Source organism: Providencia heimbachae ATCC 35613, assembly GCF_001655055.1.
In the GTDB taxonomy this organism is placed as follows: domain Bacteria; phylum Pseudomonadota; class Gammaproteobacteria; order Enterobacterales; family Enterobacteriaceae; genus Providencia; species Providencia heimbachae.
On sequence record NZ_LXEW01000040.1, the window covers coordinates 127,004 to 145,164 of the forward strand.

Here is an 18,161-nt window from a genome sequence, read left to right on the forward strand (position 1 = left end):
AGAAGAAAAACGCCATAATTAGGGCATCTTTGTTGCATAAATCGGACAAATAAAATGGATAGATTAAAAGCAGTACAGGTTTTTATTACGATTGTGGAACAAGGCAGCTTGAGTTCCGCTGCGGATAAACTGGATATGTCTCGTGCGATGGTGACGCGTTATCTTTCTGAGATGGAACAATGGGCAGGTGTGCGTTTATTGAATCGAACAACTCGACGCCTCAGTTTAACGTCAGCAGGGGAAGGTGTTTATCAGCAATCATTACAGCTTAATGCGCTTTCCCAAGCCGTGCCTGTTCAGCAAAAACACGATGCGAAAGAACTTTCGGGTCTTGTGCGTATTAGTTGTTCACAATCGATTGCACAAAGTGCGCTATCGGTGGCTATTCCTGAGTTTTTACAACGTTATCCCAATATGGCAATTGATATGCAAATATCTAATAAATCCGTCAATCTTATTGAGGAGCGAATTGATTTAGCTATCCGTATTACCAATCAACTCGAACCTAATTTAATTGCTAGACCCCTATCAACTTGTCATTCGGTTATTTGTGCTGCCCCTGCATTTTTAAAAGATAAAAAGATACCGACGAAACCTGAAGACTTAGAGTTATTGGAGTGTTTAACGTATAGCTTTTTTGGCCGAAGTTTATGGAATTTTGAAAAAGAGGGTGAGAAGCATACGGTATTGGTTGATGGTCGATTAAGTGCCAATGAGTCCGTTGTTTTAGCGGAAGCGACACTCAATGGAATGGGGATTGCGATGCAGCCATACTATTCAGTGGCGAAATACTTAGCAACAGGGCAGTTGGTTCAACTATTACCCGACTACACACCGATGCCTCTTGGTATTTATGGGGTTTATACGAGTCGGCAAAATATGCCTACGACTCTGAGAGCGGTCATTGATTTTCTCGCAGATTGGTTCACGCATTCAGCTCATTGGCAATCATTGATGCAGCAACGGTAAATTTAATTTTTTTTCTATTTGGCTAAATGTATCACGCAAGTGCTGAGTGAAAATATCCGTAAGTTGTGATGACGGGCGATGGATGGGTTTAATCAGGCTAACAGTAAACGGAATCGAAAAGCTTAATGGGCGGATCACTAATTTTCCCGCAGACTGCTGGTGAAAATCCAATGCCGTCAATGGGTTGACAATAGAAATACCAATCCCCTTTAATGCCATAGCACAGATAGAAGAAGCGGAATGCGTCTCCATCACCATTTTTCTATCAACTTGATGTTCGGCAAAAATAGCATCAATAATCTGCCGATAGCTATCGGTGAGTGACAAGCTAATAAAGCGTTGGTGCTGAAAATCACTCGGTGTTAATAGCTGTTTATTTTCCAGAGGATGGCCTACTGGTAACACACACACTTCATTAAGTGAGCCTAATGTTTGCTGTTCAGTGCCGGGAGGTGTTTGAAGGTGCTCGGTTAAACCAAAATCATAACGCTGTGCAGAAAGCCACTCTTCAAGTAACGGGGATTCCTGAGGGATCACCGTTAGACTGACATCAGGGTAGTTATCCATAAATGAATGGCATACTTGTGGAAGTAATGACTGAGCAAATGCAGGCAAGCAGGTGATAGAAACCTGCGCATGTTCAAAACGTCGGATGGTCTCGGCAGAATTTTTAATCCGCTCCAAGCCATAGTAGGAACGTTCGACTTCTTCAAGAAAGCGTAGCCCTTGTACTGTCGGGTGTAATCGGCCTTTGACACGATCGAATAATTTGAACTGCAATAGGTGTTCAAGGCGTGCAAGTTCACGGCTGATTGTTGGCTGAGAGGTATTAAGTAATGCAGCGGCTTCGGTTAAGTTCGGTGCGGTCATTACCGCTCGAAAAATTTCAATATGACGCCAAGAAATTGCCTGCATATTACCTCTAGTATAATTCCATATCAAATATGAATAGACTTTAGCAAAAAGGATATTTTTTTTCCCGTATTTTCTCTGAATAATAGAGATTAATAGGATAACAATACAAAAAACGAGAACATCATGACCACATTCGCGACCACAACGAGCCAATACTTAACACCTGAGCACTTACATTCCTTGCCTGCACAATATGGCACTCCGTTATGGGTATACGATAGCGCGGTAATTATTGAGCGTATTAAGCAGCTGCAACTTTTTGATACGGTTCGTTTTGCACAAAAAGCTTGTTCAAACATTCATATTTTACGTTTAATGCGTGAGCAGGGTGTGAAAGTTGACTCGGTTTCTTTGGGGGAAATTGAACGTGCGCTGGTGGCGGGATTTCAAGCGGGAAGTGAGAAATCAGAGATAGTTTTCACGGCGGATGTGCTTGATAGTGCAACATTGTTAAAAGTGACAGCGCTCGATATTCCGGTAAATGCCGGTTCTATCGATATGCTTGATCAAATCGGAAAGCAAAAGACCGGTCATCCAGTTTGGTTACGCATTAATCCCGGTTTTGGTCATGGTCATAGCCAAAAAACTAATACAGGCGGCGAAAATAGTAAGCATGGTATTTGGTATGAGGATTTACCTGAAGCATTAGAAAAAATTCGCCAATATAATTTGTCACTGATTGGTTTGCATATGCACATTGGTTCAGGTGTAGATTATCAGCACCTTTCTAATGTGTGTGATTCAATGGTTGAGCTGGTTATTTCTGCGGGTGTCGATATTAAAGCCATTTCTGCTGGTGGTGGTTTATCAACCCCTTACCGTGAACAGGATGAATTGATTGATGTAGAGCATTATTACAGTTTATGGGATAGCGCACGTCAGCGTATTGAACAGCATCTAGGTCACTCTATTGAGTTGGAAATTGAACCTGGTCGTTACCTTGTTGCCGAATCAGGAGTGTTGTTAGCGGAAGTTCGTGCTGTAAAAGATATGGGCAGCCGTCATTATGTGCTGGTGGATAGCGGTTTTAATGACTTAATGCGCCCAGCGATGTATGGCAGCTATCATCATATTTCAGTATTACCAGCAAATGGTGGCTCTATCGAAAATTCTAATCAAAAAGAAACCATTATCGCAGGGCCATTATGTGAATCAGGGGATGTTTTCACGCAGCTAGAAGGGGGGATGGTGGAAACGCGTTTAATCCCGGATGTTAACGTGGGGGATTACCTTGTATTTCATGATACGGGTGCTTATGGTGCATCTATGTCATCAAATTATAATAGCCGCCCATTATTGCCTGAAGTCATGTTTGTGGACGGAATACCAAAGCTTATTCGCCGCCGCCAAACGATTGAAGAGTTATTAGCGTTGGAGATATAAGTTTAAAATTTAATTCGGTAACTTAATAAAACCCTGAAATTGAAGTAATGCAATAAAACAAGAAAGGAGCCTGTTGGCTCCTTTCTTGTTTTACATTGAATTGACTTAATTAAGCGGCTTTTTTCTTCTTCGATTGTTGTTCATCCGAAGCTTCAGCTTGCAACTTTTTTTCAGGAATAACTCCCAAGTCATTAAAATCAAATTCATCGACATTAATTGTACGCAATCTACTTGCTTCTGCTTTACGTAAGATATCCGCTTCATCTTGCGTAATTGCATTTTCAGCCAGCATTTGGTCTGCCAACTCATCTAAGCGAGTAAAGTTAAGTTTGCGTTCTTTCAACCGACAGATTCGGTCGAAAATAGGTTCTGCAGCAATAATATCGTATAACGCTTGGTTAACTAACCCGTGAGGATTGTTCGCTGTTGGTGTTAAATATTGTCCACGTCCCAGCCTGTCACGTGTTTCCGATGGCTCCATAATAAGTTGAGCCAGTTTATGGTCAAGCCTATCTGATGGCATGGACATTGAACGACCCAGAGGGAACAGTGTGATACGCATTAACCCTGCAACAGTGCGGTTTGGAAAGTTTTTCAGTAACTCATCAATGGCTTTTTCGGATTGATACAAACAATCTTCAACAGACCATTTCACCAGAGGTAAATCCGCTTTTTGACGACCTTCGTCTTCATAACGTTTTAACGTGGCGGAAGCGAGATATAGGTGACTCAAAATATCACCTAAGCGTGCTGAGATACGTTCACGACGTTTTAGACTGCCACCAAGTACACCCATTGCCACATCAGATAACAACGCTAAGTTAGCACTTTGGCGGTTTAGCATCTGATAATAACGACGTGTTTCATCTTTAGTTGGCGCGCTGCTACCTCGGCCATTGGTTAGACCTAGCCAGAAGCTGCGGAATTGGTTACTGATCACATGACCAATATGACCGAATACCGCTTTATCAAATTTGTGCAAGTTATTGTCTTGTGCTGCGGCCATTTCTTCTAATACAAAGGGGTGGCAACGAATTGCACCTTGCCCAAAGATAATCATGCTGCGCGTTAAGATATTAGCGCCTTCAACAGTGATCGCAATTGGCGCACCCTGATAGGCTCTAGCAACAAAGTTTGAATCACCAAGACAAATACCTTTACCACCGGTGATATCCATTGCATCTATGACCGCACGCTGGCCGCGATGGGTACAATGGTATTTTACGATTGCAGACAATACCGCCGGTTTTTCACCGAGCATGATCCCTGACGTAATTAAAGTTGCTGCGGCATCCATTAAATAGGTATTACCTGCGATGCGAGCAAGCGGTTCTTCAATCCCTTCCATTTTACCGATAGGGAGTTTGAATTGACGGCGAATATAAGAATAAGCCCCTGTTGCCATCGCAATACTTTTTAGGCTGCCCGTTGAGTTCGATGGTAGTGTGATACCACGACCAACCGAGAGACACTCAACTAGCATTCTCCAGCCTTGGCCTGCCATTTTTGGCCCGCCAATGATGTAATCAATTGGAACGAAGATATCTTCACCACGGGTAGGACCATTCATAAAGGGTACGTTCAATGGAAAGTGGCGATGACCAATTTCAACACCCGGTGTGTTTGTCGGTATTAATGCGCAAGTGATGCCAAGGTTTTTCTCTCCCCCGAGTAATTTTTCAGGATCAGAGAGTTTGAATGCAAGGCCAAGCACGGTTGCGATAGGTGCAAGGGTAATATATCGTTTATTCCAGCTTAAACGCATCCCCAAAACTTGTTCACCTTGCCATTCCCCCATACAAACAATACCTGAGTCAGGGATTGCGCCTGCATCAGAACCGGCTTCCGGGCTGGTGAGCGCGAAACAGGGGATCTCTTCGCCTGTTGCAAGACCGGGTAAATAGCGTTGTTTTTGCTCATCAGTACCATAATGTTGCAATAACTCACCTGGACCTAAAGAGTTTGGTACACCAACGGTGATCGCTAAAATACCGGATACACCCGCCAGTTTTTGTAAAACTTGCGATTGTGCATAAGCGGAAAATTCAAGGCCACCAAATTCTTTCTTGATGATCATGGCGAAGAAACGGTGATCCCGTAGGTATTGCCATACTTCAGGCGTAAGGTCAGCAAGCTCGTGGCTGACTTCAAAGTCATTAACCATGCCGCAAACCGTTTCAACTGGACCGTCAATAAAAGCTTGTTCTTCGGCGGTGAGTTGTGGTTTTGGATAATTATGTAATTTATTCCAGTCCGGTGCACCGCGGAATAGATCGCCTTCCCACCACGTTGTACCTGCATCTATCGCTTCCTTTTCGGTACGCGACATCGGAGGCATTACCTTCTGGAACATTTTCATGGCGCGTCCAGAGAAAAATGACTGGCGAACTGGGGTGAAAACAAAAGGGAAAAGCACAATAGCTACAGGAAGTAACATCCAGTAGCTCCATATATCTAATATGCCCATTACCGCTGTGTATGCGAGTAGCAGAATAGTACTCAATACCAGCGATGTTTTGTGATAACAAAGAACACCAACTAAGCCTAGAAATAAAATGATGCTGAGAAGGATCATAGTGAAACTCCTGTCTACTTGTAAGAGGTCTGACCTGTTTGTTATCTTAATCTATACCTATTAATAAAAAGTTAGCAATATATTTACATCTTAATTACAACTCAGCTCACAAAAACATCAGATAACAGGGCGTGATAGTTTCGAGAAAATAAAGACACACCAAAAAAACAGTGGTGATGAAAGAAGTGAAACAATTAATCAAGTTAATAGGCCCAATACCGCACAATCATCAGTAGAAACAAACTGTATGCTGTGCAACAATCTGAGTATTAAAGATTAATTTCCAATCTTCCAAACGGCATGTTATTGGCGATACTTAGGCATTGCCATGTTGAATTATCAAGGGAATGGTTGGTCGTTATCTCAATGACGCATTCGTTAAATTTAAGGGGAAACCTCATGTATCAAGACCTAATCCGTGGTGAGCTAAATGAAGCTGCCGATACGTTATCGAATTTTTTAAACGATAGCGCGAATATTGACGCGATTCAAAAAGCGGCAGTATTGCTGGCAGACTCCTTTAAAGCTGGGGGCAAAGTACTATCATGCGGTAATGGCGGTTCTCATTGTGATGCAATGCATTTTGCTGAAGAATTAACGGGACGTTATCGTGAAAATCGCCCTGGTTATCCAGCTATTGCGATTTCTGATGTTAGCCATTTATCTTGTGTTAGTAATGATTTTGGTTATGAGTTTGTTTTTTCTCGCTTTATCGAAGCTGTTGGTATGAAAGGTGATGTTTTACTGGGGATCTCTACATCAGGAAATTCAGGAAATATCATTAAAGCAATAAGTGCGGCTCGTGAAAAAGGCATGAAAGTGATCACATTAACGGGTAAAGATGGCGGTAAAATGGCGGGAACTGCGGATATCGAAATTCGTGTTCCCCATTTTGGTTACGCCGATCGCATCCAAGAAATTCATATTAAAGTGATCCATATCCTGATTCAATTAATTGAAAAAGAGATGGTGAAATAGTTTTTAATTTCTAGCTGGAGTCTTTAAATGTGCGAATTACTTGGCATGAGTGCCAATGTACCAACTGACATTTCTTTCAGTCTTCGTGGGCTAATATCTCGAGGCGGGCAAACGGGTCCTCATAAAGATGGTTGGGGTATTACTTTCTACGAAGGGCTGGGCTGTCGTACATTTAAAGACCCGCAACCCAGTTTTGTTTCTCCTGTTGCACGTTTTGTGCAGGAGTATCCGATTAAGTCTGAAACCATTGTTGCACATATTCGCCAAGCCAATCGCGGTGACGTTTCATTAGTGAATACACATCCTTTTACGCGTGAACTTTGGGGACGTAACTGGACTTATGCGCATAATGGGCAGCTAAAAGGTTTTAGGACATTGAAAACGGGTAATTACCGTCCGATTGGTGAAACGGATAGCGAGTGGGCATTTTGCTGGATTTTACATCAACTAGCAGAGAAATATCCCCGGCGGCCATCTAATTGGAAAGCTGTTTTTCGTTTCATTGCTATTTTAGCTGACCAACTTCGCAATAAAGGCGTATTTAACATGCTGTTATCAGATGGGCAATACTTGATGGCATTTAGTTCCACCAAGCTGCATTGGATCACGCGTCGATCCCCATTTGGTAAAGCAAAATTACTCGATCAAGATGTGGAAATTGATTTTCAGCAGTGCACAACACCGACAGATGTTGTATCAGTCATTGCCACTGCACCTCTCACGGGAAATGAAAGTTGGCAAAAGATTGAGCCCGGTAATTTTGTGCTATTCTACCTTGGTCAACGCATATTGTGACTTAGATCCCAATAATTTAGTGGGTGTTTCTGGCATGCTAATAACCGCATATTTACCTAATGTGACTGATATTTCAGCAGGTTTTCCTGTACGGTTAAAATAATCATAAGCAGGCTGAAGTTGCTTCCAAAATGAATAATGGCTTGAGTTACGATAACGCAGCATATTTTCAGGTGTCATTTTGAAAGGATAGATGTTTACATCAATCGCCGACTGACCATTTTTAAATGCAATCTCTACCTTTTGATAGATTTCGCTCATGTATTCATCCGTCATTGCGTAACAGCCTACAGAGACACAACTTCCGTGAATCATCAGGTAGTTACCGTCATATCCTTGCGCTTTGTCAAATTCATTAGGGAAACCTAGGTTAATAGATCGGTAATACCGACTATTAGGATTTAACTGAGATGCTGTTATTTGATAAAATCCTTCAGGACTTTTCAAATCACCCTCTAATTTTTTAGGGCCTAGTCCTCCAGAGAATTTACATATTGGGTATGTTTTGGCTATTTTATATTGGCCACTAGGCGTTTTATGGTAGAGCTCAAGAATACCTTCTTGCTTAAATATCTGGATAAAAATCGATGAGTCACGACTATTATTTGATTCGTGATTAAGCAAAAATGAATTGTTTTCTGCTTGAGCAACCACTGAATATGTGAAACTAAAGGATAAAACTAAGCCAATAAATTTACTTGAGTTCATACATAAGCCAAATATAAAAGGTTAGGTTGATTAAAAATAGTACATGTTTAAGTCATTTTAGCTGAGCAAATGAAAATTTAATATAGCATGTTAATAATTTTGAAATGAACGCTTATTGTATGAAAAATAAGCAGCAATCGTTAAACATGAATATAATACTCGGAAATTCCGATTTGTTACAAAAATATTTTAAATATTATTGCGATTTGCTTGAACTATGTCACTTCTATAGCCGGACATAGGGTGAGGGAACTGATAAAATTACGCCCGGCAAAATAAGAAAATTGAATCACAATATTAGAGAATTACTTGCTTAAGTTATATTAATAACTTGAGCTGTTTTTATTACTGAGCCGCTATCATTCATTGCTGAATCGTTAGCTTAGGGTTTAACTGATAAACTTGTGCAGATCTTATGATTAAAATTAAAAAAGGCCTCAACCTTCCCATCGCAGGAGAGCCAGCCCAAGTGATAGAAGACGGCCCGAAAATTCAACACGTAGCTTTGCTGGGTGAAGAATATGTCGGGATGCGTCCTTCGATGCTGGTTAAAGAAGGTGAGCGTGTAATAAAAGGGCAAATTCTTTTTGAAGATAAAAAGAATCCGGGTGTGATGTTTACAAGTCCCGCCTGCGGCAAAGTCGTTGCTATTCATCGTGGTGAGCGTCGTGTACTTCAGTCAGTTGTGATTGAAATTGAGGGAAACGACCAAGAAACATTTTCGGCTTATAACCGAGATGAGCTTGCAACATTAACGCGTGATCAGGTTGAACAAAATCTGTTAAAATCGGGTCTATGGACGGCAATCAGAACTCGCCCATTCAGTCGTTCACCTCAGCCAGGTTCATCACCTGTTGCTATTTTTGTTACAGCCATTGACACCAATCCTCTTGCAGCGGATCCGCTGATAATTATTCGCGAAAATGAGCAAGCGTTTAATGATGGGTTGATGGTACTGAGTCATCTAACGGAAGGTAAAGTCCATGTTTGTCATGGAATGGGAGAATTACCGAAAGTTAGTGCTAACTCACAAATCACCTATACGCAATTTGTTGGGCCACATCCTGCAGGTTTGGCAGGAACACATATCCATTATCTTGAACCGGTTAGTATCAAGAAAAAGGTATGGAGCCTAAATTATCAAGACGTTATTGCTATCGGAAAATTATTTATTACCGGTCATCTCGATACCGACCGAGTGATTTCTTTAGCGGGACCTCAAGTTGAAAAGCCGCGTTTACTGCGCACTTGCCTTGGGGCTGATCTGTATGAATTAACCCAAGGTCAACTTAAAGGTGGGGAAAACCGTATTATTTCCGGTTCTGTGCTTTGGGGGGTGACCTGTGATGAAACACATCATTATTTAGGGCGCTTTCATAACCAAGTTTCTGTTTTAGCGGAAGATCGCAATAAAGAGTTATTTGGTTGGATTATGCCGGGCGTGAATAAATTTACGATTACGCGTACCACGATAGGGCATTTCCTTAAAGGTAAGCGTTTTAATTTCACCACAACCATGAATGGCGGTGAACGTTCAATGGTACCAATTGGTAACTACGAGCGGGTGATGCCACTTGATATCATGATTACCCATCTATTACGTGATCTTCTCGCTGGGGATACGGATACTTCTCAAGAGTTGGGTTGTTTGGAACTGGATGAAGAAGACTTGGGGCTGTGTACATATGTATGCCCGGCTAAATATGAGTATGGTCCAGTACTGCGTGATATTCTGACCAAGATTGAGCTAGAAGGGTAATTCCATGGGTCTGAAAAATTTATTTGAAAAATATGAGCACCATTTTGAACCCGGTGGAAAACTAGAGAAATACTATGCGTTGTTTGAAGCTGTTTCGACAGTTTTTTACACGCCGGGAACCGTTACCAAAGGTCGTTCTCACGTTCGTGATACCATTGACCTTAAGCGTATGATGATTTTAGTTTGGCTCGCCGTTTTCCCTGCGATGTTCTGGGGAATGTATAACGTCGGGAACCAAGCTATTCCTGCATTACATCATTTATACAGTGGTGCTGAGCTACAACAAGTTCTTGCGAGCGATTGGCATTACAGCCTTGCTCAAATGTTAGGGGCATCACTAACACCGGATGCAGGTTGGGGAAGTAAAATGCTGCTTGGCGCAGTATATTTTCTGCCTATTTATCTCGTTGTATTCCTCGTAGGCGGTTTCTGGGAAGTTTTATTCGCCATGATCCGCGGGCATGAAATCAACGAAGGCTTCTTTATCTCTTCAATACTTTTTGCGCTAATTGTTCCGCCAACCATTCCATTATGGCAAGCGGCATTAGGGATTACATTTGGTGTTGTGGTGGCGAAAGAAATCTTTGGTGGAACAGGCCGTAACTTCTTAAACCCTGCATTGGCAGGCCGTGCTTTTCTTTTCTTTGCTTATCCGGCTCAAATTTCAGGTGACTTAGTTTGGACTGCGGCTGATGGTTTCTCTGGCGCTACACCGCTTTCACAGTGGGCAACAGGCGGCGAAAGCGCTCTGATGAACACCGTGACAGGTGAACCTATCACATGGATGCAGGCCTTCTTAGGCAATATGCCCGGTTCGATTGGTGAAGTTTCAACGCTGATGATATTTATTGGCGGTGCGCTCATTATTTTCTTCCGGATTGCTTCTTGGCGTATTGTTGCCGGTGTTATGTTAGGCATGATTGCCATGTCTTACTTGTTCAATCTTATCGGTTCAGACACCAACCCATTGTTTGCAATGCAATGGTGGTGGCATATGGTTCTCGGTGGCTTTGCCTTCGGTATGATCTTTATGGCGACAGACCCCGTTTCCGCTTCATTTACCGATAAAGGCAAGTGGGCATACGGTATTCTGATCGGTGTAATGTGCGTACTTATCAGGGTTGTAAATCCAGCCTATCCAGAAGGGATGATGCTAGCAATCCTGTTCGCCAACCTGTTTGCTCCTCTGTTTGACTATATGGTCGTTCAAGCAAATATTAAGCGGAGAAAAGCCCGTGGCTAATGAAAAATCGAATAACAAAGATAGCATCGGAAGGACATTCCTCGTCGTTTTCATCCTATGCTTAGTGTGTTCCGTCGTGGTGGCTGGTGCGGCTGTTGGTTTAAAACCACAGCAGCAAGAACAAATCTTGTTAGATACACAGCGTAATATCCTCAGTGTCGCAGGTTTACTAAAACCGAAAATGACCGCAGAGGAAGTTCAAGAGGTTTACAGAGATCGTATAACGCCTAAGCTTTTGAGTTTTAAAACCAATGAGTTATCTGATGGTACTAGCCGGTTTGATTTAAACAATGAATTACGCAGTGATGAAACCAGTATCGCATTATCACCTGCAGAAGATATTGCCAAAATTCGTCGCCGCGCAAACAGTGCTGAAATTTACTTAGTTAAAGATGACGCAGGAAAAGTTTCTCAAATCATTCTTCCTGTTTATGGTTCAGGTTTGTGGTCTGTGATGTATGCCTTTGTTGCTGTTGATATTGATGGCATCACTTCTCGCGGTATTACTTACTATGCACATGGTGAAACCCCTGGTCTTGGTGGGGAAGTGGATAATAAACAATGGATAGCTCAGTGGCCGGGTAAAAAACTGATCAATGAGCAAGGTATGCCAGCAATTAAAATCGTGCGTAGTGGCGCAACAGATAGTCCTTATGGCATCGATGGTCTTTCAGGTGCAACACTGACATCAAACGGAATTCAACACACCTTTGATTTCTGGATGGGTGATAACGGTTTTGGTCCGTTCCTGAAAAAAGTACGTGAAGGAGCGCTGAATAATGGCTGATTCAAAAGAAGTAAAACGCGTCCTTCTTGGACCGTTGTTAGATAATAACCCAATTGCCTTACAGGTTTTGGGGGTGTGCTCTGCATTAGCGGTAACCACCAAATTAGAGACTGCACTGGTGATGACGATTGCTGTCACACTGGTTACTGCTTTTTCTAACTTTTTTATCTCACTGATTCGAAACTACATTCCAAGTAGTGTGCGTATTATTGTTCAAATGGCAATTATTGCGTCATTAGTTATTGTCGTTGACCAAATCTTACGTGCTTATGCTTATGAAATATCAAAACAGCTTTCTGTCTTTGTTGGTTTGATCATCACCAACTGTATCGTGATGGGGCGTGCTGAAGCGTACGCGATGAAGTCACCTCCGATTGAAAGCTTTATGGATGGTATTGGTAATGGTCTTGGCTATGGTGTGATCCTTGTATTAGTCGGTTTCCTCCGTGAACTCTTTGGGTCAGGTAAGTTGTTCGGTATTACCGTATTTGAATCACTGCAAAATGGTGGTTGGTACATGCCAAATGGGCTGTTCTTACTGGCGCCAAGTGCATTCTTTATTATTGGCATGTTGATTTGGGGATTACGTATCCTGAAACCAGCCCAAGTAGAGAAGGAATAATCTAATGGAACATTATATTAGCTTGTTTGTTAAAGCTATATTTATTGAAAATATGGCATTAGCCTTCTTCTTGGGAATGTGTACATTCCTCGCCGTATCAAAGAATGTCAAAACTGCTTTTGGTCTTGGGATTGCAGTTACCGTTGTATTAGGTATTTCTGTCCCAGCGAATAACCTTGTTTACAATTTAGTCTTACGTGATGGCGCATTGGTTGAAGGAGTCGATTTATCGTTCCTTAACTTCATTACGTTCATTGGGGTTATTGCTGCATTGGTTCAAATTCTGGAAATGATTTTGGATCGTTATTTCCCATCACTGTATAACGCACTGGGTATCTTCTTACCGTTGATTACCGTTAACTGTGCAATTTTTGGTGGTGTGTCTTTCATGGCTCAGCGCGATTACAACTTTACTGAATCCATTGTATATGGGTTTGGTTCGGGGATCGGCTGGATGCTCGCGATCGTATTGATGGCAGCAATCCGTGAAAAAATGAAATATTCAGATATTCCAGCGGGTCTAAAAGGGTTAGGCATCACCTTTGTTACGACCGGTTTGATGGCATTGGGCTTTATGTCCTTCTCCGGTGTGCAGCTATAAAGGCGAGAAGAATTCATGGAAATTATTATTCTAGGTGTAGTGATGTTCACCCTGATCGTCTTGGCGCTAACAGGTTTAATCTTGTTTGCAAAATCCAAGCTGGTTAACACGGGGAATATCAAAGTTGAAGTCAATGGCGACCCTGATAAAAGTTTTGACGCTCCTGCAGGGGATAAACTGCTAGGTATGCTGGCAAACCAAGGTATCTTTGTTTCATCAGCTTGTGGTGGTGGTGGTTCATGTGGCCAGTGCCGCGTGAAAATCAAAGAGGGCGGCGGTGATATTTTACCAACCGAGCTTTCGCATATTAATAAGCGTGAAGCGAAAGAAGGTTGCCGTTTGGCTTGTCAGGTGAATGTTAAGCAAGACCTGAAAATAGAATTACCTGAAGAAATTTTTGGTGTTAAAAAATGGGAATGTGAAGTTATCTCTAATGATAACAAAGCGACTTTCATTAAAGAGCTGAAGCTGAAAATTCCTGATGGGGAAGTCGTTCCATTCCGCGCGGGCGGTTTCATTCAAATTGAATGCCCTGAACACGTTGTGAAGTATGCGGATTTTGATGTACCACTGGAATACCGTGAAGACTGGGATAAGTTCAATTTATTCCGTTATGTTTCTGAGGTGAAAGAGCCAACTGTTCGTGCATATTCAATGGCTAACTATCCTGAAGAGCACGGTATTATCTTGCTGAACGTGCGTATTGCAACACCGCCACCACGTAACCCAGATGTACCTCCAGGAATTATGTCTTCTTATATTTGGTCATTGAAGCCAGGTGATAAAGTGACTATTTCGGGGCCATTTGGTGAGTTCTTTGCTAAAGAAACTGAAGCTGAAATGATCTTTGTTGGTGGTGGTGCGGGTATGGCGCCTATGCGTTCCCATATCTTTGACCAATTACGTCGCTTAGATTCTAAACGTAAAATCAGTTTTTGGTATGGTGCACGTTCTAAACGTGAAATGTTCTATACGGAAGATTTCGATCAACTCGCTGCGGAACATGAAAATTTCACTTGGCATGTTGCACTTTCTGACGCAATGCCGGAAGATAATTGGGATGGCTATACTGGATTTATTCATAATGTCCTGTATGAAAATTACTTAAAGGATCACCCTGCGCCAGAAGATTGTGAGTTCTATATGTGTGGACCTCCAATGATGAACGCCGCTGTTATCAAGATGCTTAAAGATCTTGGTGTTGAGGATGATAATATCTTACTGGATGATTTCGGTGGTTAAGTAACCTAAGTTGTTTTATTTAGCGCCCACAAATGTGGGCGTTTACGATTTAAGCAGAGAAAATGATGCTAAACAGAAAAGTGATCGCCCCCGTGCTGTTATTTGCAGCAACACTATTTTTAGCCGCTTGTGGTGGACCTGAACAACAGAATCTTCAGGGACAGACAATGGGAACCTATTATTCTGTCAAATATGTTACGGATTCATCAGAACATACACCTGAAGCGATTCAATCTGAGATTGATAAACGTTTGGAAGAAGTTAATGATCAGATGTCGACTTATCGACCTGATTCTGAACTCAGTCGTTTTAATCAATCGAAAGAGGTGAATGTTCCTTTCCCTGTTTCAGCAGCAACGGCTAAAGTCGTAAAAAAAGCGATTGAAATTAATAAGCTAACAGATGGCTCTTTAGATGTAACTGTCGGACCATTAGTGAATTTATGGGGGTTTGGCCCTGAAGGGCGAGTGACTAAAGCCCCAACAAATGAAGAACTCGAAAAACGTCGTTCGTGGGTTGGTATTGAAAAACTGTCGGTACAAGATAATAACTTGATTAAAACCATTCCAGAGCTCTATGTTGATCTTTCATCAATAGCCAAGGGCTACGGTGTCGATGTTGTTGCTGAGTACTTAGAATCCCTTAATATTAATGATTATATGGTTGATATTGGTGGTGAAGTTCGCACGAGTGGTAATAATGGAAAAGACGCACCTTGGCGCATCGCCATAGAGAAGCCTTCTGCGGATGGTGTAAGCCAAACAGCACAAGAAATTATTGAGCCGGGTAACCTTTCAATTGCGACTTCCGGTGATTACCGTAACTATTTTGAGCAAGATGGTGTTCGTTTTTCTCACACAATTGATCCTAAAACGGGTAAACCAATTACCCATAATTTAGTTTCAATTACGGTACTTGCGGATGATTGTATGAGTGCTGACGGGCTATCAACTGGGCTGAATGTATTAGGGCCGGAAGCAGGGTTTGCCTTAGCTGAAAAGATGAATGTACCTGTTTTCATGATCGTTAAGACAGATAAAGGCTTTGAAGAGCGCTATACTAAAGCATTCGAACCCTTTTTAAAGAAAAACGGTAAATAGGAGGAGAGAGGAATGCTAAATGTGTTTATTGCAGCCTTTGTCTTATTTTTACTGGCATTTTTAGGCATGTCACTTGGATACATTATTAAGCGTAAAAGTATTCAAGGGAGCTGTGGTGGGCTAAGCAGTATTGGTGTTGAAAAAGTCTGCGAATGCCCCGAACCTTGTGATGCCCGTAAAAAACGTATGGCACGAGAAGAAGCACGCCAAAAAACGTTAGATAAAAACCGAATTATCTAAAGCAATACGCTCTATATCATTTAGACATATAAAATATAAGCATACCTGTCAAAAACGGTATGCTTATATAATTTATGATTCGCCTATTCATTATCATTTGGTCATTATCATTTGGCTAAATTAAAACCATTTTTTTAGTGCAGGATAGCGATGTAGGATAGATGACATGCATTGTTCTGGCATCTCCATTAAACCTGATAGTTACTTTTCCATTATCATTATCATTATCAGTGAGTTGGCAAGGAAAAAACTCCCCACTACTCCAAGTCTGGCCTTGCTTAGTGGTTATTTTTGCTTTCCAATCACTCTTATCTGTGGAGTTAAAGGTGAATGAGTGGGCGTCTTTTATGGTTTTTTTATCTGCTACGTTATAGAGAATAAAAACCGTATCGATTGTGGTAGAGCCTCGGTGATAATGAATTTCAACTTTTCTTAAATCTTCATTCCAAAAATTTTCAATAGATATTGACCCAGATATTGGTGACATGAATTAAATCCTCTTATTTTAAATTTAAATAATCATGGCATTAGGTCTTAGGTGTGTAATTAATATTGATTGTTATTTATTAATGAAAAAAGGCTTGATGAGGTAAGATAAATATAAAAAATAACGAAGAATTTTATAGGGTAGAATATTTTTAATAAAAGATATGACTTAAATTATTTAGAATTAACTTTGATATATCATGTTATTTTTAAATTTAGTTTAAGCCATATAATTAATTATTTTTTAAAGGCTTTTGGGGAGTCAACCATGACGGCATCAGCACCAATTTCTGTTGCTAATTGGTAATCGCTCGCGTTATTTACACCAAATAAAATAATATAGGCGTTACCATTTTTCTTAAAGCAGTCGATAGCTTCTTTATCCCATGACAATGTAGCCGGAGAACGCGCCTCTCCTAGGGTATATTTTTCAACGACTTCAACTTTTCGATGTAGTTCAAACCCATACCAGCGATCTGCTGGTGTTTTTGCGGAATTTGATTGAGTCTCAGTTGGCAAAGAACATTGGTGATCCATAACACTATTAGCCAAGATAGTGCGAGTTTCATCGCGACTTTCAAAGGTGTGGATCTTTTCTGAGAGCTTATTTAATGCTTTGATAAAATCGTTATTGGTAGAATAGAAGCGAACTTTATCTGTGGTGTTAGTTTTATCTAATAAAGCAAGAATTGCCATAGCTTGTGTTTGAGGGTTCGCATCGGGCGATTTTAAATCAATGTAAAATGTGGTTGTTGGATATTTATTGAGAATGGCTTCTAGTGTTGTGATGGTTGTATCTTCAGCGGGTAGCTGTAGATTATTTTTTTGATTAAATTTATAAGCAGCATTGATTTGGTTAAGTTGCTGCGCCGAATAATTTGAGATAGCGCCTTTTTTATTGGTTAGTGCGTCTAGATCGCTTGGGCGATATAGAACTAACTGATCGTCTTTACTCAATTGAACCGTTAACCATATTGCATCTGCTTTATTCTTATTTGCTAAATCAATCGCATAAATTGTATTTTCTGGCGCATCTGCGGTTCCGGCTCGGTGGGCAACGATTTGCGGTGATAGCGCGAGTGCACTGTGGCTTGCAAGTAGAAGTAGGCTAGCGGTGATCCCTTGTTTTATTCGTGGAGTCATTGAATTCATCATTTCCATTTCCTAAAATTATTAATATATCAATATATTACATGAAATTACTGGAGCCCTTTTTGTAATACTTTTCGTGCTCTTTGTAAGTAGCTTTTAATAGAATTAGGACTAACTTTTAATTGTAATGCGATTTGCTTATAGGTCATTCCATCAAGTTGAGCCAATAAAAAAGCGCTCTCCACATGCTTAGGGAGTGTGGCGAGTTTTTCTGATGCCAATCGCAATTGTTCTTCAATAACTAATTGATTTTCCAAGTGCCACTCTTGCTCTGGCTCTATCAATTGATGTTGGTAGTGCATCTCTATTTCTTTACGTCGATAAAAATTAGCAATATTACGTAGGGCAACGGTATACATAAAAGCTTGTGGAAAGAGCAGAGTTTGACTGCGATATGTTTCAATCGTATGAATAAAAACATCATGCATAATTTCTTGTGCGATATCACTGTTAGGTGTTCGAGCAAGAATATATCGATATAAGCGAGGGGCATATTGATGAAAAAGCTGGTTTTCTTCAGCTGTAGATAGTTTGTTAGGTCGAATGTTATATTTTGCCATAAATAAAAATGGCAATTATTATCATTTGCATTATCAATGTCAATGC

The 18,161-nt window shown here is 41.0% G+C and carries 18 protein-coding genes; 12 read left to right on the forward strand and 6 right to left on the reverse strand.

The genetic code is table 11. From position 1 onward, the window contains the following. Positions 1–54: 54 nt before the first annotated feature. Positions 55–969 carry a LysR family transcriptional regulator gene (locus M998_RS14765; protein ID WP_068439551.1) on the forward strand — a complete coding sequence of 305 codons (915 nt, stop codon included), beginning with the start codon at positions 55–57 and terminating at the stop codon, positions 967–969. Here the strand turns inward: M998_RS14765 and M998_RS14770 are convergent. Then, positions 949–1,884: a LysR family transcriptional regulator gene (locus tag M998_RS14770; RefSeq protein ID WP_068909560.1), complete on the reverse strand. Its 936-nt coding sequence runs from the start codon at positions 1,882–1,884 to the stop codon at positions 949–951. The two genes, M998_RS14765 and M998_RS14770, sit on opposite strands and share 21 nt — an antisense overlap. 123 nt (positions 1,885–2,007) lie before the next feature. Here M998_RS14770 and lysA point away from each other — a divergent pair, with 123 nt between their 5' ends. Further along, complete coding sequence (gene lysA, locus M998_RS14775; protein WP_068909562.1) at positions 2,008–3,267, forward strand: diaminopimelate decarboxylase; 1,260 nt, start codon at positions 2,008–2,010, stop codon at positions 3,265–3,267. Between the two features lie 109 nt (positions 3,268–3,376). Here lysA and fadE read toward each other — a convergent pair whose 3' ends face one another. Beyond that, positions 3,377–5,842, reverse strand: a complete 2,466-nt coding sequence (gene fadE, locus M998_RS14780; protein ID WP_068909564.1) for an acyl-CoA dehydrogenase FadE — start codon at positions 5,840–5,842, stop codon at positions 3,377–3,379. Positions 5,843–6,241: 399 nt separating this feature from the next. Between fadE and lpcA the strand changes: the two genes are divergently transcribed. Together lpcA and M998_RS14790 are read left to right on the forward strand one after the other, a co-directional pair. Next, positions 6,242–6,820 carry a D-sedoheptulose 7-phosphate isomerase gene (lpcA, locus tag M998_RS14785; protein WP_068439560.1) on the forward strand — a complete coding sequence of 193 codons (579 nt, stop codon included), beginning with the start codon at positions 6,242–6,244 and terminating at the stop codon, positions 6,818–6,820. A 27-nt stretch (positions 6,821–6,847) separates the two neighbouring features. After that, entirely contained in the window at positions 6,848–7,615 is a 768-nt protein-coding gene (locus M998_RS14790) for a class II glutamine amidotransferase (RefSeq protein ID WP_068909566.1), read from the forward strand. On the opposite strand, the gene M998_RS14795 is transcribed toward M998_RS14790, so the two are convergent. Beyond that, positions 7,586–8,323 carry a L,D-transpeptidase family protein gene (locus M998_RS14795; protein ID WP_068439564.1) on the reverse strand — a complete coding sequence of 246 codons (738 nt, stop codon included), beginning with the start codon at positions 8,321–8,323 and terminating at the stop codon, positions 7,586–7,588. The genes M998_RS14790 and M998_RS14795 overlap by 30 nt on opposite strands. A gap of 415 nt (positions 8,324–8,738) precedes the next feature. Here M998_RS14795 and M998_RS14800 point away from each other — a divergent pair, with 415 nt between their 5' ends. The 8 genes from M998_RS14800 (at position 8,739) to nqrM (ending at position 15,917) form a co-directional block, all read left to right on the forward strand. After that, positions 8,739–10,082 carry a Na(+)-translocating NADH-quinone reductase subunit A gene (locus M998_RS14800; protein ID WP_068909568.1) on the forward strand — a complete coding sequence of 448 codons (1,344 nt, stop codon included), beginning with the start codon at positions 8,739–8,741 and terminating at the stop codon, positions 10,080–10,082. Between the two features lie 4 nt (positions 10,083–10,086). After that, positions 10,087–11,325 carry an NADH:ubiquinone reductase (Na(+)-transporting) subunit B gene (locus M998_RS14805; RefSeq protein WP_068909569.1) on the forward strand — a complete coding sequence of 413 codons (1,239 nt, stop codon included), beginning with the start codon at positions 10,087–10,089 and terminating at the stop codon, positions 11,323–11,325. Then, a complete protein-coding gene (locus M998_RS14810) occupies positions 11,318–12,112 on the forward strand; it encodes a Na(+)-translocating NADH-quinone reductase subunit C (protein WP_068909571.1) in 795 nt (264 codons plus the stop codon). The genes M998_RS14805 and M998_RS14810 overlap by 8 nt, the downstream gene beginning before the upstream one ends. Then, positions 12,105–12,734: an NADH:ubiquinone reductase (Na(+)-transporting) subunit D gene (locus M998_RS14815; RefSeq protein WP_068439572.1), complete on the forward strand. Its 630-nt coding sequence runs from the start codon at positions 12,105–12,107 to the stop codon at positions 12,732–12,734. The genes M998_RS14810 and M998_RS14815 overlap by 8 nt, the downstream gene beginning before the upstream one ends. Before the next feature lie 4 nt (positions 12,735–12,738). Further along, entirely contained in the window at positions 12,739–13,335 is a 597-nt protein-coding gene (nqrE, locus tag M998_RS14820) for an NADH:ubiquinone reductase (Na(+)-transporting) subunit E (RefSeq protein ID WP_006657396.1), read from the forward strand. A 15-nt stretch (positions 13,336–13,350) separates the two neighbouring features. Then, positions 13,351–14,577: an NADH:ubiquinone reductase (Na(+)-transporting) subunit F gene (gene nqrF, locus M998_RS14825; protein WP_068909572.1), complete on the forward strand. Its 1,227-nt coding sequence runs from the start codon at positions 13,351–13,353 to the stop codon at positions 14,575–14,577. Between the two features lie 65 nt (positions 14,578–14,642). Then, positions 14,643–15,677, forward strand: a complete 1,035-nt coding sequence (locus M998_RS14830; RefSeq protein WP_068439576.1) for an FAD:protein FMN transferase — start codon at positions 14,643–14,645, stop codon at positions 15,675–15,677. Positions 15,678–15,689: 12 nt separating this feature from the next. After that, positions 15,690–15,917, forward strand: a complete 228-nt coding sequence (nqrM, locus tag M998_RS14835) for a (Na+)-NQR maturation NqrM (protein ID WP_068909574.1) — start codon at positions 15,690–15,692, stop codon at positions 15,915–15,917. 115 nt (positions 15,918–16,032) lie between these two features. Here nqrM and M998_RS14840 read toward each other — a convergent pair whose 3' ends face one another. The 3 genes from M998_RS14840 to M998_RS14850 form a co-directional block, all read right to left on the reverse strand. Continuing rightward, positions 16,033–16,404 (reverse strand): hypothetical protein, encoded by a 372-nt coding sequence (locus tag M998_RS14840; protein WP_068909576.1) that lies wholly within the window; start codon positions 16,402–16,404, stop codon positions 16,033–16,035. A 236-nt stretch (positions 16,405–16,640) separates the two neighbouring features. Beyond that, entirely contained in the window at positions 16,641–17,534 is an 894-nt protein-coding gene (locus M998_RS14845) for a glycerophosphodiester phosphodiesterase family protein (protein ID WP_197467543.1), read from the reverse strand. Between the two features lie 68 nt (positions 17,535–17,602). Further along, positions 17,603–18,115 (reverse strand): RNA polymerase sigma factor, encoded by a 513-nt coding sequence (locus tag M998_RS14850; RefSeq protein WP_068439694.1) that lies wholly within the window; start codon positions 18,113–18,115, stop codon positions 17,603–17,605. Between the last annotated feature and the right edge of the window lie 46 nt (positions 18,116–18,161).

What these genes read in the sequence shown, in the direction of transcription:
- M998_RS14765 (WP_068439551.1), top strand. Translation starts at nt 55, where the DNA reads ATGGATAGATTAAAAGCAGTACAGGTTTTTATTACGATTGTGGAACAA.
- M998_RS14770 (WP_068909560.1), bottom strand. Translation starts at nt 1,884, where the DNA reads ATGCAGGCAATTTCTTGGCGTCATATTGAAATTTTTCGAGCGGTAATG.
- lysA (WP_068909562.1), top strand. Translation starts at nt 2,008, where the DNA reads ATGACCACATTCGCGACCACAACGAGCCAATACTTAACACCTGAGCAC.
- fadE (WP_068909564.1), bottom strand. Translation starts at nt 5,842, where the DNA reads ATGATCCTTCTCAGCATCATTTTATTTCTAGGCTTAGTTGGTGTTCTT.
- lpcA (WP_068439560.1), top strand. Translation starts at nt 6,242, where the DNA reads ATGTATCAAGACCTAATCCGTGGTGAGCTAAATGAAGCTGCCGATACG.
- M998_RS14790 (WP_068909566.1), top strand. Translation starts at nt 6,848, where the DNA reads ATGTGCGAATTACTTGGCATGAGTGCCAATGTACCAACTGACATTTCT.
- M998_RS14795 (WP_068439564.1), bottom strand. Translation starts at nt 8,323, where the DNA reads ATGAACTCAAGTAAATTTATTGGCTTAGTTTTATCCTTTAGTTTCACA.
- M998_RS14800 (WP_068909568.1), top strand. Translation starts at nt 8,739, where the DNA reads ATGATTAAAATTAAAAAAGGCCTCAACCTTCCCATCGCAGGAGAGCCA.
- M998_RS14805 (WP_068909569.1), top strand. Translation starts at nt 10,087, where the DNA reads ATGGGTCTGAAAAATTTATTTGAAAAATATGAGCACCATTTTGAACCC.
- M998_RS14815 (WP_068439572.1), top strand. Translation starts at nt 12,105, where the DNA reads ATGGCTGATTCAAAAGAAGTAAAACGCGTCCTTCTTGGACCGTTGTTA.
- nqrE (WP_006657396.1), top strand. Translation starts at nt 12,739, where the DNA reads ATGGAACATTATATTAGCTTGTTTGTTAAAGCTATATTTATTGAAAAT.
- nqrF (WP_068909572.1), top strand. Translation starts at nt 13,351, where the DNA reads ATGGAAATTATTATTCTAGGTGTAGTGATGTTCACCCTGATCGTCTTG.
- M998_RS14830 (WP_068439576.1), top strand. Translation starts at nt 14,643, where the DNA reads ATGCTAAACAGAAAAGTGATCGCCCCCGTGCTGTTATTTGCAGCAACA.
- nqrM (WP_068909574.1), top strand. Translation starts at nt 15,690, where the DNA reads ATGCTAAATGTGTTTATTGCAGCCTTTGTCTTATTTTTACTGGCATTT.
- M998_RS14840 (WP_068909576.1), bottom strand. Translation starts at nt 16,404, where the DNA reads ATGTCACCAATATCTGGGTCAATATCTATTGAAAATTTTTGGAATGAA.
- M998_RS14850 (WP_068439694.1), bottom strand. Translation starts at nt 18,115, where the DNA reads ATGGCAAAATATAACATTCGACCTAACAAACTATCTACAGCTGAAGAA.